Consider the following 14,093-nt stretch of genomic DNA (forward strand, 5'->3'; position numbering starts at 1 on the left):
CCCGTTCCCGTTGTGCGCTGTTCGACACCGTTCAGCGCGACCGGTCGCTCCTCGCCGGCGGCTCGTCCAACCGGGCCGTCGGGTAGGTAGGGATCTCGATGGCGTTGGCGGCTCTGCGCAGGGGCGCCATCACGGCAACCATCATCCGGTCGCGGCCGGGCAGCCTGGACATCACCCCGAGCATCACCATCGACATCTTGACCTGGTTGGAGCTGCTCAGCACCATCCGCTTGACGTTGGCCGGGCCGAGCTTCTGGTTACGTTCGGCGAACGGACGCATCCGGCTCTCGTAGGCCGCGAACGCGGCCCGGTGGTCGGCGCCGGATGCGGCCAGCTCGCCGGCCAGCAGGTAGGCCCCGACCAGAGCCAGGCTGGTGCCCTGCCCGGAAGCCGGGGACGCGCAGTGCGCCGCGTCGCCGAGCAGCACGACCGGGCCGGCCGACCAGCTGTCCATCCGCACCTGGGCGAGCCGGTCGTAATAGAGGTCGGGCGCGTCGGCCACAGCGTCGAGCAGCCGGGGCACCTCCCAGCCCTGCCCCGCGAAGGCCTCCCGCAGCGCCCGGCGCGGATCGCTCTCGTCGGCCCCGTCCGGCGCGGTGAACAGGAACATCGCCTTGGCGCTGGTCTGGCCGGCGGTGCTGTAGACCAGCGTGGTGCGGCCGGGGCTGACATAGGTCAGCTCCTCGCGGTCGAGGCCCAGATGGTTTGGCACGGTGCAGATGGCGACGCGGTAGCCCATGTCGTGGACGAAGCCGGACTCCGGGCCGAAGCCCAGCTCCCGGGTGCGCGAGTGCACCCCGTCGGCGCCGACGATCAGGTCGAACGTCTCGGTGCGGCCGCTCTCGAAGGTGACCGACGTGCCGTCCAGCGCGGCGATCGCGTCACCGAAGCGATGGTCCACCTCGTCTCGGGTGAGGTCGAACAGCAGCCGGGTGAGGTCGCCACGCAAGATCTCCGCGTCGTGCTCCTCGCGGCCGCCGAAGGTGTCCCCGTTCATGCTGGCGACACGCTTGCCGGTGCGGTCGACCACGGTGCCGCCGCGCACGTCGGTGCGGAGCTGTCGGGCCTGCTCCAGGATCCCGGTGCGGCGCACGACCTCGAGGGCGGCGCCGCGGATGTCCACCTTGTACCCCCCGTCGCGCAGCTCCGCGCTCCGCTCGACGACAGTGGGGGTGAAGCCGTGGCGGCGCAGCCAGTGCGCCAGCGTGAGGCCGGCGATGCCGGCGCCGGAGATCAGGACCGTCTTAGTCATGCTTCGACGATACGCTTGTGTAAGACATTTGTTCAAGACATATGTATTAGTACGATGTCTCAGACGGTTAGGATCGCCCCATGGGAAATCGTGAGGCTCTCCTCGAAGGCGCGAAGCGCTGTCTCTACGAGAAGGGCTACGCCCGCACCACCGCCCGCGACATCGCCACCGCCGCCGGCACCAGCCTGGCCGCGATCGGCTATCACTACCGCTCCACCGAGGCCCTGCTCAACGCCGCCATGATTCAGGTCATGCGGGAGTGGGGTGATGAGATGTCCAGGGCGCTCGCCGCCGACGACCTGGCCGACGCGGGTCCGCTGGAGCGTTTCGAGGCCGTCTGGGTGCGGATCCTCGAATCGTTCCGGGCGAACCCCGGGCTGTGGGCGATGCAGCTTGAGATGGTCACCCAGAGCCAGCACCAGCCCGAGGTCCGTGAGCAGCTCGCCGCCGGACTGCCCGCGGCCCGGCTCGGCCTGGCCGAACTCTTCGACGCCTCGCCCACCACCGCCACGCCGGCCGAGGCGGCATCGTTCGGCGCCTTCCATCAGGCTCTGCTCACCGGCGTCATCACCCAGTGGCTGATCGACCCGGCCCACGCGCCCTCCGCCGCCGACCTCGTCGGGGCCCTGCGCCGGATGGCGGCATCGATCGCCGGCTGAGCCGGGAGCCCGTTACTTCACCATGCGAAAGTCCGGATGCGTCAACCAGGCGGCAAGGAGGTCGGGGTCGACGACGTGGTAGATGGCCGTGGTGCCGCGATCGGTGAGGTAGGGGATCTCCTGCCATGTCCCGCCAAGCATCCTGAGGGTCTCCCGGACCCTGGCCTGCCACTGTGCCATCCCGACCCCGGACTCGACGGCGTCGAGGGCGCGGACGCCGAGCGGAGGTGGCACCGGTAGTTGCCCGGTCAGGTCGATGAGTCCGCCGTAGCGACGGGCGGTCGCGACCGCGAGGTGAGCCAGGAACCGGTGGTCGTCCAGGCCGTTCGTCGCCGCGGCCAGGAGGACCTCGGTCGCGGGTCGGAACCCGACAGCGCGCACCAGGCACGCTTCCTCGTCCTGGTCCTCGGAGGCCCAGTCACCGGGCTCGACCAGCATCGGTCCGGTAGTCGGCGACACGACCTGCCAGCCCAACCGGTACGGCTCTCGCAGCAGCCACCAGTCACCGGTCTCCTTGGTGAGCGCCTGCGCCAACCAGACCCGGAACAGTTCGCCGTGCGACGGGGTCCACGAATCGGGCAGCAGGACGGCAGCACAGGGTCCGCTCACCGTCTGATCATGCGTGTTCGGGGGCGCTCCCACAGGAAGGACCGATGAATGTCGCGGTGAACGATCCACCCCGCGAGCAGGTGCAGAGCCGGGCGTATTCGTATTCCGCCATGTCGCCACCCCAACCACGCGATCACTGGGAGACCGGGCCCCGAGGCGGACCTGTCACAGCGCCGCCACGAACTCCGTGGCGGCGATGCTCGTGGGCCGGTCGCTGACCTGCCCGTCGCCGACCTCGACCACCCGCCAGACACCGTCGGCGCGGGCAACGAGGTCCACTGTCACGAACGGCAGGGCCAGCGCCGCCACCATCGGGGCGATCGTGTCCGGGTCGACCTGCGTCGACGGCCGGTCGTACGGGGTGTCCGGGTGTGGTCCGACCAGCACGCACCGGCCGTCCCGCCACCAGCTTCGCACCTCGCTCCCGGTGAACGACTCGAACTCGCGCAGCACGAATCCACCGGCGAAGTCGTCGTCCCGGAGTTCCCGCAGCCGGCTGGCGACCTTCCACGCCGCGTCACCGTCGGCCACGTCCGGGACGAACGCCGCCTCGGCCCAGTAGTGCTTCATCGACTTGACGTGGTCCCGCAGCACTGCCGGCCCCCGGCCGAAGGCGGACCGGGCGCTGTCGAAGTCCGCGCGGTCCGTTCCGACCGTCCACACCGACCGGGGGGTCACCGCCGCCAACGCCGGATACCAGCCGGGCAACTCGTGCGCTCGCCGATACTGCTCAGCCGTCGTCCGTAGCGCCACGTCCCGGGTCGCGAGCACGTCGGCGAAGCCGGCGTAGCGCCGGCTGCTCAGCATCCAGCCCCGGTACACGGCCACACCGCCACCGGCCGGCACCCGGGACACGGCCCGCTCGACGTCATCACCCCGGGCCAGGGCGTCGTGGTCCACCACGGCGACCGTCATGCCGGCTTCGCGTGCCGCTCGCGCCTCGGCCGCGAAGTGGTCGTCCGGCTGACGCGGGCGCAGGGGATCGCCGGGAACCAGGAGCATCACCCCGGAGATGCTGCCCGACCACCGGACGAGCGCCAACCGGTTATCCCGACCTTGACACAGGCGGAACCACTGATCCGACGCGACCGAGGCACGCCGCCGTGCTGTCAGCTGCGGTGGATCGGGGTGTCCAGATCTCGCAGCCGGCGGCCGGAGCCTCCCGCGGCCAGGGCGACGAACTCTGCGGCGATCGCGACGGCGGTCTCCTCCGGCGTCCGTGCCCCCAGGTCGAGCCCGATCGGCGAGGAGAGCCGGGCGAGGGCAGCCTCGTCCACACCCGCCTCGCGCAGGCGGCGCAGCCGGTCGGCGTGGGTGCGGCGGCTGCCCATCGCGCCGATGTAGCGGGCCGGGGTGCGCAGAGCGACCTGGAGCAGCGGGACGTCGAACTTCGGGTCGTGGGTGAGGACGCAGAGCACCGTGCGCTCGTCGACTGCCGTCGACGCCAGGTACGTGTGCGGCCACTGGACGACGAGGTCGTCGGCCTCGGGAAAGCGCTTGCGGGTGGCGAACACCGGACGGGCGTCGCACACCGTGACGTGATAGCCGAGGAAGCGCCCGATCCGGGCCACCGCGACGGCGAAGTCGATCGCGCCGAACACGATCATCCGTGGTGGCGGCAGGTACGACTGGACGAAAACGGACACCTCGTCGTGCCGCTGCTGGCCGTGCGTACCGAGCTGGATGATTCCGGTGGTGCCGAGGGCGAGCATGCCCTCGGCCTGCTGCGTCACCGCGCGGTCCAGGTCGGCGTCGCCGAGGGTACCGGCCACCCGGTCTGGCCAGACCACCATCTGAGCCTTCCCCGCCGACGCCGTCGCCACCGGCGCACCTGCCCGGATCGCGGCGAGCACCGCGTCGGGCTCGGTCAGCACGACGTCCGGCTGGACCAGGACCTCGATCGTGCCACCGCAGGTCAGGCCCACCTCGAAGGCGTCGTCGTCGCCGACACCGTAGGTCTCGGTGCGCGCCTGGCCGGTCCGTATCGCCTCCCGGCAGAGCTCGTACACCGCGCCCTCTACGCATCCTCCCGAGATGCTGCCGACGACCTCGCCGTCGGCGCAGACCGCCATGGCCGCGCCCGGCGGTCTGGGCGCCGACCTCCAGGTCCGCACGACTGTCGCGACGGCGAACCGGACGCCGGCGGCACGCCACGCGGTCAACCCGTCGACGATGTCTCGCATGGCCGCACGATCCGTGAGCAGCCGCGGCACCGTCAACGCCGACCTAAGGACTTGCTTAGGTCGGCGTTGACTTCCGCAGGCGCCGGCACCACATTGACGACTTCCGGAGGTGCGATATGCAGGTGCCGGCCCCGTTCGAGTACGAGCGAGCCACCAGTGTGGACCATGCCATCAGCCTGATGGAACGGCTGGGCAGCACGTCACGGCTGATCGCCGGCGGGCACAGCCTGTTGCCGATGATGAAGCTGCGGCTGGCCAGTTTCGACTACCTCATCGACATCAACGATCTCCACGACGAGCTCGGCTACATCGAGGCGGGCCCCGGCGAGATGCGCATCGGTGCGTTGACCCGGCATCGGGAACTGCTCGAGTCCGCCACCCTGACGGCGACCTTCCCGATCTTCGCCGACGCCGAACGGGTGATCGCCGATCCGGTGGTGCGCAACCGGGGCACACTGGGCGGCTCCCTGTGCCAGGCGGACCCGTCGGAGGACCTGTCAGCGGTCTGCACCGCCCTGGACGCGAGCTGCGTGATCCGGGGGCCGGGCGGCGCCGAACGGGTGGTGTCCATGGAGGAGTTCCACGTCGGGCCGTACGAGACGGCCGTCGGCGACGGGGAGATCCTGGTCGAGATCCGGCTGCCGGTGCGGCCCGGCTGCGGCAGCGCCTACCAGAAGGTCGAACGCCGGGCCGGCGACTGGGCGGTGGTCTCGGCCGGTGCGGCGGTCTGGCTCGACGGCGACGTGATCTCCGACGCCCGGGTCGGGCTGGCCGCGGTGGGCCCCAACACCACGGGCATCCCGGAGATCTCCGCGGCGCTGCGCGGGCAGGAGCCCAGCGAGAGCCTCTTCGAGCAGGCCGGCGCGATCGCCGCGCGTAGCTGCGATCCGACCACCGACCAGCGGGGCAGCGCGGACTACAAGCGGCACCTGGCCGACGAGCTGACCAGACGGACCCTGCGCCGGGCCGTGGAACGGGCGAGGAGCTGAGCATGCAGGTCACCATGACCGTCAACGACGTCGAGGTCACCCGGGAGATCGAAGGTCGCCTGCTGCTGGTGCACTTCCTGCGCGACGTGCTGGACCTGACCGGCACGCACGCGGGCTGCGACACCAGCAACTGCGGCACCTGCGTCGTCTGGCTCGACGGCGAACCGGTGAAGTCGTGCACCGTGCTGGCCGCGATGGCCGGCGGCCACCAGGTCCGTACCGTCGAGGGCTTGGCGAAGGGCGCGGAGCTCGACCCGGTCCAGCAGGGCTTCATCCAGTGCCACGGCCTGCAGTGCGGCTTCTGCACCCCCGGCATGATGATGACGGCCCGCGCACTGCTCAACCGCAACCCGGACCCGACCGAGACGGAGATCCGGGAGGCGATCTCCGGTCAGATCTGCCGTTGTACGGGCTACGCCACCATCGTGCGCTCGGTGCGCTGGGCCGCCGTACACGAGGCGAACGCCGCCGCCGCGGTCACCGAGACCACCGAATCACGCGAAGCCGGCGAGATCGACAACGCCGGCCAGCCCGCCGGGAGCGTCGTATGACGACTGTGCACGAGCGCGTGGACACCTTCCACGACAACGACCAGAAGCCGGTGGGATACGGCCGCATGCTGCGGAAGGAGGATCCGCGATTCGTCCGCGGCCGGGGCCGGTTCGTCGACGACGTCCGGCTGCCCGGCATGCTGCACCTGGCCATCCTCCGCTCGCCGGTGGCCCACGCGCGGATCCTGAGCATCGACACGAGCGCCGCCGAGGCCTCACCCGGCGTCAAGGCGGTCGTGACCGGGGCCATGCTGGCCGAGCAGGGTCTGGCCTGGATGCCGACGCTCTCCAACGACGTGCAGGCCGTGCTCGCCACCGACAAGGTGCGCTTCCAGGGCCAGGAGGTGGCGTTCGTCGTCGCCGAGGACAAGTACGCGGCGCGGGACGCGCTGGAGCTGATCGACGTCGAGTACGACGTCCTCGATCCGGTCGTCGACGCCCGCCGCGCGCTCGAACCGGGCGCCCCGGTGATCCGCGACGACCTCGACGGCAAGACCGACAACCACTGCTTCGACTGGGAGACCGGTGACGAGGCGGCCACCGCCGCGGTGTTCGCCCGGGCGGACGTCGTGGTCAGCCAGGACCTGGTCTATCCGCGGGTGCACCCGGCGCCGATGGAGACCTGTGGGGCGCTCGCCGACTTCGACGCCGTCGACGGCAAGCTGCGCCTCTGGTCCACCACGCAGGCGCCGCACGCGCACCGCACCCTCTACGCCCTGGTGGCGGGCATCCCCGAGCACAAGATCCAGGTGATCTCGCCGGACATCGGCGGTGGCTTCGGCAACAAGGTGCCGATCTATCCGGGGTACGTCTGCGCGATCGTCGCGTCGATCGTCACCGGGAAGCCGGTGAAGTGGATGGAGGACCGCTTCGAGAACCTGATCAGCACCGGCTTCGCCCGCGACTACATCATGCGTGGTGAGATCGCGGCGACCCGCGACGGCCGGATCCTGGCCATCCGCACCAACGTCCTCGCCGACCACGGCGCCTTCAACGGCACCGCCGCGCCGGTGAAGTACCCGGCCGGCTTCTTCGGGGTCTTCACCGGCAGCTACGACATCGAGGCCGCGTACTGCAAGATGACGGCGGTCTTCACCAACAAGGCGCCGGGCGGTGTGGCGTACGCCTGTTCGTTCCGCATCACCGAGGCCGTCTACCTCGTCGAGCGGATCGTCGACTGCCTCGCCGACGAGTTGGGCATGGACCCGGCCGAGCTGCGGCTGAAGAACTTCATCCGGCCGGAGCAGTTCCCGTACACGACGAAGACCGGCTGGGTGTACGACTCCGGCGACTACGAGCCGACCATGCGGCTCGCGATGGAGATGGCCGGCTACGCCGACCTGCGGCGCGAGCAGCAGGAGAAGCGGGCCCGGGGCGAGTTGATGGGCATCGGCATCGCGTTCTTCACCGAGGCCGTCGGCGCCGGCCCGCGCAAGAACATGGACATCCTCGGCCTGGGCATGGCCGACGGCTGTGAGCTGCGCGTGCACCCGACCGGCAAGGCCGTGGTCCGGCTCAGCGTGCAGTCCCAGGGGCAGGGGCACGAGACGACGTTCGCACAGATCGTCGCCGAGGAGATCGGCATCCCGCCGGACGACATCGACGTGGTGCACGGCGACACCGACAACACGCCGTTCGGTCTCGGCACGTACGGCAGCCGGTCCACCCCCGTCTCTGGTGCCGCGGCGGCCCTGGTCGCCCGCAAGGTCCGCGACAAGGCCAAGATCATCGCGTCCGGCATGCTGGAGGTCTCGGTCGCCGACCTGGAGTGGGACAAGGGCTCCTTCCGGGTCAAGGGTGACCCGGGAAAGAGCGTGACCATCCAGGACATCGCCATGCGGGCACACGGCGCAGGCGACCTGCCCGAGGGCATCGAGGGCGGGTTGGAGGCGCAGATTTGCTACAACCCGTCGAACCTGACGTATCCGCACGGGGCGTACATCTGCGTGGTGGACATCGATCCCGGCACCGCGCAGGTCACGGTGCGGCGGTTCATCGCCGTCGACGACTGCGGCACCCGGATCAACCCGATGATCATCGAGGGGCAGGTACACGGCGGGCTGGCCGACGGGGTCGGCATGGCCCTCATGGAGATGATCGCGTTCGACGAGGACGGCAACTGTCTCGGCGCGTCGCTCATGGATTACCTGCTGCCGACCGCGCTCGAGGTGCCCGACTGGGAGACCGGCTTCACCGTCACCCCGTCCCCGCACCACCCGATCGGCGCGAAGGGCGTGGGCGAGTCGGCCACCGTCGGCTCCCCGCCAGCGATCGTCAACGCGATCGTCGACGCCCTCGAACCGTTCGGCGTACGGCATGCCGACATGCCGTTGACGCCGTCGCGCGTCTGGGACGCGATGCGCGGCAACGCCCGCCCGCCGGTCTAGGGAGGTGGCCATGACGACGACCGCCCGCCGTACGCGTGATCTGACCGTCGCGCGCGCGCCGTTCGTGCACGCCACTGTGGTCCGGGCCCAGGACCCGACGTCGGCCCGGCCCGGCGACGACGCGGTGATCCTGCCGGACGGCACCATCGAGGGGTTCGTCGGCGGGGTGTGCGCCGAGAACTCGGTGCGGGCCGCCGCCCTGGACGCCCTCCGGGACGGCAACGCGCTGCTGCTGCGGGTCCTGCCGGACGGCGCGCCCGCCTTCCCCGACACCCCGGGGGCGAAGGTCGTGGTCAACCCGTGCCACTCGGGCGGGGCGCTGGAGATCTTCCTGCGCCCGGTGCTGCCCGTACCCGTGCTGGGTCTGGTGGGCGACACGCCGATCAGCGCGGCGGTGGCCACCCTGGCCGCCTTCCTCGACTTCGAGGTGTCCACGTCCGGTGACCACTCCGGCGCGGCAGCGGTGGTGGTGGCCGGCCTCGGCAAGGGCGAACAGGACGCCATCCGCGCCGCGCTGGATGCCGGAGTGGGCCACATCGCGCTGGTGGCCAGCCGTACCCGCGGCGCGGCCGTGCTCGACGAGCTGGCGCTGACCGACGCCGAGCGCGCCCGCGTCCGGACCCCGGCCGGGTTGGAGATCGGGGCGCGTTCGCCGCAGGAGATCGCGCTGTCGATCATGGCCGAGGTGGTGCGGGCGCTCCGGCTGGACGGCCTCGCCTCCTCCCCCACGCCACCCGTCGCGCTCCCCCAGCAGGCCGTCGACCCGGTGTGCGGGATGACGGTCCTGGTCGGGCCGGACACCCCGCACGTGCGGATCGACGGCACTGATCACTGGTTCTGCTGCCCCGGCTGCCTCGACCGGCACGTGGCGGCGTAGCCGTGTTCGTGACCGGCCTGGTTCTGGCCGCCGGGGCCTCGGTGCGCCTCGGCGAGGCCAAACAACTGCTGCCGTACCGCGGCCGGACGCTGCTCGACGCCACCCTCGACCTGGCCCGCTCGTGCGCCTTCGACCAGGTGCTGGTGACCCTCGGCGGCGCCGCCGACCTGGTCCGCGAGCGGGTGGACCTGACCGGGGTCCAGGTCGTCGAGAACGCCGAGTTCAGCACGGGCTGCGGGTCGTCGATCCGCGCCGCGACGCGGGCGGTGGACCCGCGCGCCGACGGGCTCGTGCTCCTGCTCGGCGACCAGCCCGGCGTGCGGGCCGCCGACGTACGCCGGGTCGCGGCGGCGACCACCCCGCTCGCGGTGTGCCGGTACGCCGACGGCCTGGGTCACCCGTTCTGGTTCGCCAGTGACGTCCTTCCGCAGCTGCGTGTCCTGCACGGCGACAAGGCGGTGTGGAAGCTGCTGCACTCCGGCCGGCACCCCGTCACGGAGATTCCCGTGGACGGGCCGGTGCCGATCGATGTGGACACCCGCGCGGACTACCAGCGGCTGCTCTCGGGCGAGGCGCGGTGAAGGACCCCCTGGCCGTTCGGCGCCGGCTCGATGCCGTCGACTACCTGGCCGACGACGGCATGGCGATGGCCGTCTTCCTCGCGCTGAAGCTGGGCAAGCCGCTGCTGCTCGAGGGCGAGCCCGGCGTCGGTAAGACCGCGGCGGCGAAGGCGCTGGCGCGGGCGCTGGACACGACGCTGATCCGGTTGCAGTGCTACGAGGGCCTGACCCCCGGCGAGGCGCTGTACGAGTGGAACTACCAGCGGCAGTTGCTCGCCATCCGGCTGGCCGAGGCCCGGCACACCTCACTGACCGACGCCGACCTGTTCGCCGCGGAGTTCCTGCAGGAACGGCCGATCCTGCGGGCGGTACGCCACCCGGGACCGGTCCCGCCGGTGCTGCTGATCGACGAGATCGACCGGGCTGACGACGAGTTCGAGGCGCTGCTGTTCGAGTTCCTCGGCGAGTCCGGGATCACCATCCCCGAGCTGGGCACGTTCACCGCGACCACGCCGCCGGTCGTGGTGCTCACCTCCAACCGCAGCCGGGATCTGCACGACGCACTGCGCCGCCGCTGCCTGTACCACTGGATCGACTTCCCGGAGACGGGCCGCGCCACCGAGATCGTCCGACGGGCCGTGCCGGGCGCGACCGAGGGGCTGGTCCGCACGGCGACCGCCTTCGTCGGCGACGTACGCGCCCTCGGCCTGGACAAGGCACCCGGCATGGCCGAGGCCATCGACTGGGTCGCCGCACTGTCCGTGCTCGGCGCCGCCGACCTCGCCGCCGACGACGTCGTCCAGACCATCGGCACCATCGCCAAGACCCCCGACGACCGCGCCGCCGTCGCCGCCGCGCTCGGCGCACACCAGGAGAGGCCGGCATGAAGATCACCAACGAGTTCACCGTCGACATCCCGATCGCGCGGGCGTGGGCGATCCTCACGGACCTGGAGGGCATCGCACCGTGCCTGCCGGGCGCCCAGCTGACCGGCGTCGACGGCGACGTCCACCAGGGCACGGTGAAGGTCAAGGTCGGTCCGGTCGTCTCCGAGTTCGCCGGGACCGCACGTTTCGTCGAGAAGGACGACAGTCGCTATCGGGGGGTGATCGACGCGAAGGGCCGCGACCGGCGGTCGGCGGCCAACGCGTCCGCTCTGGTCACCGCCCAACTGCGGCCGGACGATCAGCGCACCGTCGTCAGCGTGGACACCGATCTGAAGATCTCGGGGCGCTTGGCCCAGTTCGGCAGCGGCATGATCAAGGAGGTGTCCGGCAAGCTGCTCGCCCAGTTCGTCGCCAACCTCGAGGCGAAGCTGGCGGCCGAGGAGACCGGCGACAGCACCCCGCCCCCGGCCACCGCGCCTGATGCATCCGAGCCCGCGACGGCCGTCGCCGCCGCGCCCTCCGCCGCGCCCGCCGGGCCCTCGTCCGCCATACCGCCTGGGACCATCCTGGCCGGCGCCCCCGTGGTCGCGTCGGCGTCCACCGGTCGACCGGCCGCCGGCGCACGCGCCGAACCGGCCGCCGAGGCGCAGACGCTGGACCTGCTCGACATCGCCGGTGGCGCCGTCGTCAAGCGCCTCGTGCCGGTGCTCGTCGGGATCGTCGTCGTCGGCGCGGTGATCGCCTGGCGGGTCGCACGCCGGTGAGCGCCGGTCTGCTGCGCGGCGTCGACCGCGCGGCGTTCGCGACGGCGTTCGCCGGCCGGTTGCGGCGGGCCGGCGTATCCGCCGGGCTCACCGAGGCCGGTGACTTCGTCCGTGCGCTCGGCGTGTGTACACCCGGGGAGACGACCGCGCTCTACTGGGCCGCCCGGATCAGCTTCGTGCGGCGGCACGCCGACCTCGCCGCCTTCGACCGTGTCTTCGCCGCTGTCTTCGTCGACGCGCCGCCGCTACCGCTCACCCGGTTCGCGGCCCCGCCGGGCGCCGGTGACGACGTGCACCTGCCGGTGCCCGCCGACACCGCCGACACCGCCGAGGGTGGTGGGCTGCCGTGGGCGACGTTGCCGGCGCCCGTCGCCGCGGAGGAGCCCTCCGATGCCGGGCTGCGGCTACCCGAGCGACGTCCCAGCGCCGTCGCCGGGCTCGCCGACCGGCCGTTCGAGGACCTCGACAGCACCCAGGTCGAACTGCTCGGCGACGCCCTGCGCGAGGCCGTCGCCCGCTGGCCGTCCCGGCGCACCAGACGGCACGCCGTCGGCCCGGCCGGACGGCGGGTCGCGCTGCGTCCGACGATCGCCCGCGCCCGTCGCACCGCGTGGGAGCCCGTCGAGGTCGTCCGCGAGCGACCGGTACGCCGACCGCGCCGGGTCGTGCTGCTGTGCGACGTCAGCGAGTCGATGCGGGCCCAGGCCCACGCGTACCTGCACCTGCTGCGGGCCTTCGCGGTGGTCGCCGACGCGGAGGTGTTCGCCTTCGCCACGACGCTCACCCGGCTCACCGTCGCGCTGCGGCACACGTCGGCGTCCGCGGCGATCACGCACGCCAGCGCCGCCGTGACCGACCGGTTCGGGGGTACGCGGATCGCGGCGAACCTGCGGGCGCTGCTCGCGTCCCCGCACGGCGAGGCGGTTCGCGGTGCGGTGGTGCTGATCGGCTCGGACGGCTGGGACAGCGACCCGCCGGCCGAGCTCGCCGCCGTGATGGCACGGCTGAGCCGCCGCGCCCACCGGATCGTCTGGCTGAACCCGCGGGCTGGCGCCCCCGGCTTCGCTCCCCTGGTGGCGGGCATGGCCGCGGCCCTGCCGTACTGTGACCGGCTCCTGCCGGCCGCGACGTTCCGGGACCTGCTGGACGCCGCCGATCAGCTCCAGAGCGTCACGTGCACCGAGGGCCGGAAACGGTTCACCGCGACGCCCACGCCGCGCATCATCGCCTGAATCGCCCGGGACGTCGACGCGAAGCGGCACAGCTCGGCTGCCGCGGACGGCGTGCCGGGGGTGACGAGTACCAGCGAATGCCACGTCGCCTCGGCCGTGGCGTGCGGCCCGGACAACGCCACGAGCTGGCCGCCGCGGACGTCCGGCGCGACGGTGAACGACAGCGCAGGTGCGATCCCCCGGCCACGCTGGGCCTCACCCAGCGCTGCCGCGTGGCTCTGGAAGATCTGCTGCCGCTCCTCGGGCACACCGAGCCGGCGCAGCATCGCCGGGACAGCGCCCAGGGCGTTGGTGGCCGACGGCCCGAGCAGCCACGTCTGGTCACGCAACTGCCCCGGTGACGCCGACACACCGGCCAGCGGATGATCCGGGCCGACGACCGTCACGAGCCGGTAGTTCATCATGGGACGGCAGGAGACCGCCGGATCGGCCACCGGCGGCAGCGGCCCCATCGCGATGTCCGCGGCCCGGGTCAGCAGCAGCGACTCGAAGGAGCCGGGGTCACAGACGCTCAGCTCGATGTCGAGGTCGGCGGCGCGTCTGGCGAACAGCTCGATCAGTCTCGGCGCGGCGAACTCGGCGAACTCGCTGGACGCGGCAACCCGCAGCATCCGGCGGCCGTGCGCCGCCGAACTGACCTCCAGGACCGTGCGGTCCTGCAGGCCCAGCATCTCGGCCGCGCGGCTGGCGAGCCGCAGCCCGCCGGGGGTGAAGGCCAGCCCCGCCGCCGTCCGCGTGAACAGCTGATCTCCGAACTCCCTGCGTAGCTGGCCGATCAGCAGCGAGACCGCCGGCTCGGAGACCTCCAGTTGCGCGGCGGCCTGCTTGACCGATCCCAGCCGGACGACAGCGACGTAGGCCCGTAGCTGCGTCGGAGTCATCGACGTCGACCGCCCTTCTGCTGCGCCGTGGGCTGCAGCCGGACAGCCCGCGGGTACTCCGAATCATTCCCCGCCGACTGCCCCCGCCGCCAGCGACAATGCGCATGGAGCGACCTGACCGCCGGGCCGTACGCGGGTCGGCGACTGGCTGACCGCCCTGCCCGACGGACCGACCGGCGGCTACGTCGACGCCGAGGGACTTCTCCCCTGGCAGGAGGAGGGGTGGCGAGCTGTTCCGTCGTCTCCCGCGCGGGCGGTCCGG

General features: G+C 72.0%; 14 protein-coding genes. 9 read left to right on the plus strand and 5 right to left on the minus strand.

Annotation, left to right across the window (positions count from 1 at the left end):
• Positions 1–31 precede the first annotated feature (31 nt).
• Entirely contained in the window at positions 32–1,252 is a 1,221-nt protein-coding gene (locus ACFYON_RS21880; RefSeq protein WP_354873981.1) for an FAD-dependent monooxygenase, read from the minus strand.
• 80 nt (positions 1,253–1,332) lie between these two features.
• On the opposite strand from ACFYON_RS21880, the gene ACFYON_RS21885 reads away from it, so the two are divergent.
• A complete protein-coding gene (locus ACFYON_RS21885) occupies positions 1,333–1,911 on the plus strand; it encodes a helix-turn-helix domain-containing protein (protein WP_354873979.1) in 579 nt (192 codons plus the stop codon).
• Positions 1,912–1,923: 12 nt separating this feature from the next.
• Here ACFYON_RS21885 and ACFYON_RS21890 read toward each other — a convergent pair whose 3' ends face one another.
• The 3 genes from ACFYON_RS21890 to ACFYON_RS21900 form a co-directional block, all read right to left on the minus strand.
• Positions 1,924–2,520, minus strand: a complete 597-nt coding sequence (locus tag ACFYON_RS21890) for a DUF6368 family protein (RefSeq protein WP_354873978.1) — start codon at positions 2,518–2,520, stop codon at positions 1,924–1,926.
• Between the two features lie 165 nt (positions 2,521–2,685).
• Positions 2,686–3,561, minus strand: coding sequence for an ATP-grasp domain-containing protein (locus ACFYON_RS21895; RefSeq protein WP_354873976.1), 876 nt, complete (start codon positions 3,559–3,561; stop codon positions 2,686–2,688).
• A 68-nt stretch (positions 3,562–3,629) separates the two neighbouring features.
• Positions 3,630–4,703 carry an XdhC family protein gene (locus ACFYON_RS21900; RefSeq protein ID WP_354873974.1) on the minus strand — a complete coding sequence of 358 codons (1,074 nt, stop codon included), beginning with the start codon at positions 4,701–4,703 and terminating at the stop codon, positions 3,630–3,632.
• A 116-nt stretch (positions 4,704–4,819) separates the two neighbouring features.
• Between ACFYON_RS21900 and ACFYON_RS21905 the strand changes: the two genes are divergently transcribed.
• From ACFYON_RS21905 to ACFYON_RS21940, 8 genes are read left to right on the plus strand one after another with little or no spacing between them, the layout of a single operon-like run.
• A complete protein-coding gene (locus ACFYON_RS21905; protein WP_354873972.1) occupies positions 4,820–5,692 on the plus strand; it encodes a xanthine dehydrogenase family protein subunit M in 873 nt (290 codons plus the stop codon).
• A 2-nt stretch (positions 5,693–5,694) separates the two neighbouring features.
• The gene (locus ACFYON_RS21910; protein WP_354873970.1) at positions 5,695–6,243 is read left to right on the plus strand and encodes a (2Fe-2S)-binding protein; all 549 of its coding nucleotides are present in this window, start codon (positions 5,695–5,697) and stop codon (positions 6,241–6,243) included.
• Positions 6,240–8,630 (plus strand): aerobic carbon-monoxide dehydrogenase large subunit, encoded by a 2,391-nt coding sequence (locus tag ACFYON_RS21915; RefSeq protein WP_354873968.1) that lies wholly within the window; start codon positions 6,240–6,242, stop codon positions 8,628–8,630. Before ACFYON_RS21910 ends, ACFYON_RS21915 begins: the two co-directional genes overlap by 4 nt.
• A gap of 10 nt (positions 8,631–8,640) precedes the next feature.
• Positions 8,641–9,507: an XdhC family protein gene (locus ACFYON_RS21920; RefSeq protein WP_354873966.1), complete on the plus strand. Its 867-nt coding sequence runs from the start codon at positions 8,641–8,643 to the stop codon at positions 9,505–9,507.
• An 8-nt stretch (positions 9,508–9,515) separates the two neighbouring features.
• A complete protein-coding gene (locus ACFYON_RS21925) occupies positions 9,516–10,088 on the plus strand; it encodes a nucleotidyltransferase family protein (RefSeq protein WP_354873964.1) in 573 nt (190 codons plus the stop codon).
• Positions 10,085–10,954: a MoxR family ATPase gene (locus ACFYON_RS21930; protein WP_354873962.1), complete on the plus strand. Its 870-nt coding sequence runs from the start codon at positions 10,085–10,087 to the stop codon at positions 10,952–10,954. The genes ACFYON_RS21925 and ACFYON_RS21930 overlap by 4 nt, the downstream gene beginning before the upstream one ends.
• Positions 10,951–11,718, plus strand: coding sequence for an SRPBCC family protein (locus tag ACFYON_RS21935; protein WP_354873960.1), 768 nt, complete (start codon positions 10,951–10,953; stop codon positions 11,716–11,718). Before ACFYON_RS21930 ends, ACFYON_RS21935 begins: the two co-directional genes overlap by 4 nt.
• Entirely contained in the window at positions 11,715–12,950 is a 1,236-nt protein-coding gene (locus ACFYON_RS21940; RefSeq protein WP_354873958.1) for a VWA domain-containing protein, read from the plus strand. The genes ACFYON_RS21935 and ACFYON_RS21940 overlap by 4 nt, the downstream gene beginning before the upstream one ends.
• On the opposite strand, the gene ACFYON_RS21945 is transcribed toward ACFYON_RS21940, so the two are convergent.
• Positions 12,875–13,831, minus strand: coding sequence for a LysR family transcriptional regulator (locus tag ACFYON_RS21945; RefSeq protein WP_354873957.1), 957 nt, complete (start codon positions 13,829–13,831; stop codon positions 12,875–12,877). The two genes, ACFYON_RS21940 and ACFYON_RS21945, sit on opposite strands and share 76 nt — an antisense overlap.
• Positions 13,832–14,093 lie beyond the last annotated feature (262 nt).

Origin of the sequence: Micromonospora sp. NPDC005686, assembly GCF_042871665.1 — a bacterium.
Classification (GTDB): Bacteria; Actinomycetota; Actinomycetes; order Mycobacteriales; family Micromonosporaceae; genus Micromonospora.

Coding starts and splice junctions, on each gene's coding strand:
- ACFYON_RS21920 (WP_354873966.1), top strand. CDS start 8,641: ATGACGACGACCGCCCGCCGTACGCGTGATCTGACCGTCGCGCGCGCG.
- ACFYON_RS21935 (WP_354873960.1), top strand. CDS start 10,951: ATGAAGATCACCAACGAGTTCACCGTCGACATCCCGATCGCGCGGGCG.
- ACFYON_RS21945 (WP_354873957.1), bottom strand. CDS start 13,831: ATGACTCCGACGCAGCTACGGGCCTACGTCGCTGTCGTCCGGCTGGGA.
- ACFYON_RS21905 (WP_354873972.1), top strand. CDS start 4,820: ATGCAGGTGCCGGCCCCGTTCGAGTACGAGCGAGCCACCAGTGTGGAC.
- ACFYON_RS21885 (WP_354873979.1), top strand. CDS start 1,333: ATGGGAAATCGTGAGGCTCTCCTCGAAGGCGCGAAGCGCTGTCTCTAC.
- ACFYON_RS21915 (WP_354873968.1), top strand. CDS start 6,240: ATGACGACTGTGCACGAGCGCGTGGACACCTTCCACGACAACGACCAG.
- ACFYON_RS21900 (WP_354873974.1), bottom strand. CDS start 4,703: ATGCGAGACATCGTCGACGGGTTGACCGCGTGGCGTGCCGCCGGCGTC.
- ACFYON_RS21910 (WP_354873970.1), top strand. CDS start 5,695: ATGCAGGTCACCATGACCGTCAACGACGTCGAGGTCACCCGGGAGATC.
- ACFYON_RS21880 (WP_354873981.1), bottom strand. CDS start 1,252: ATGACTAAGACGGTCCTGATCTCCGGCGCCGGCATCGCCGGCCTCACG.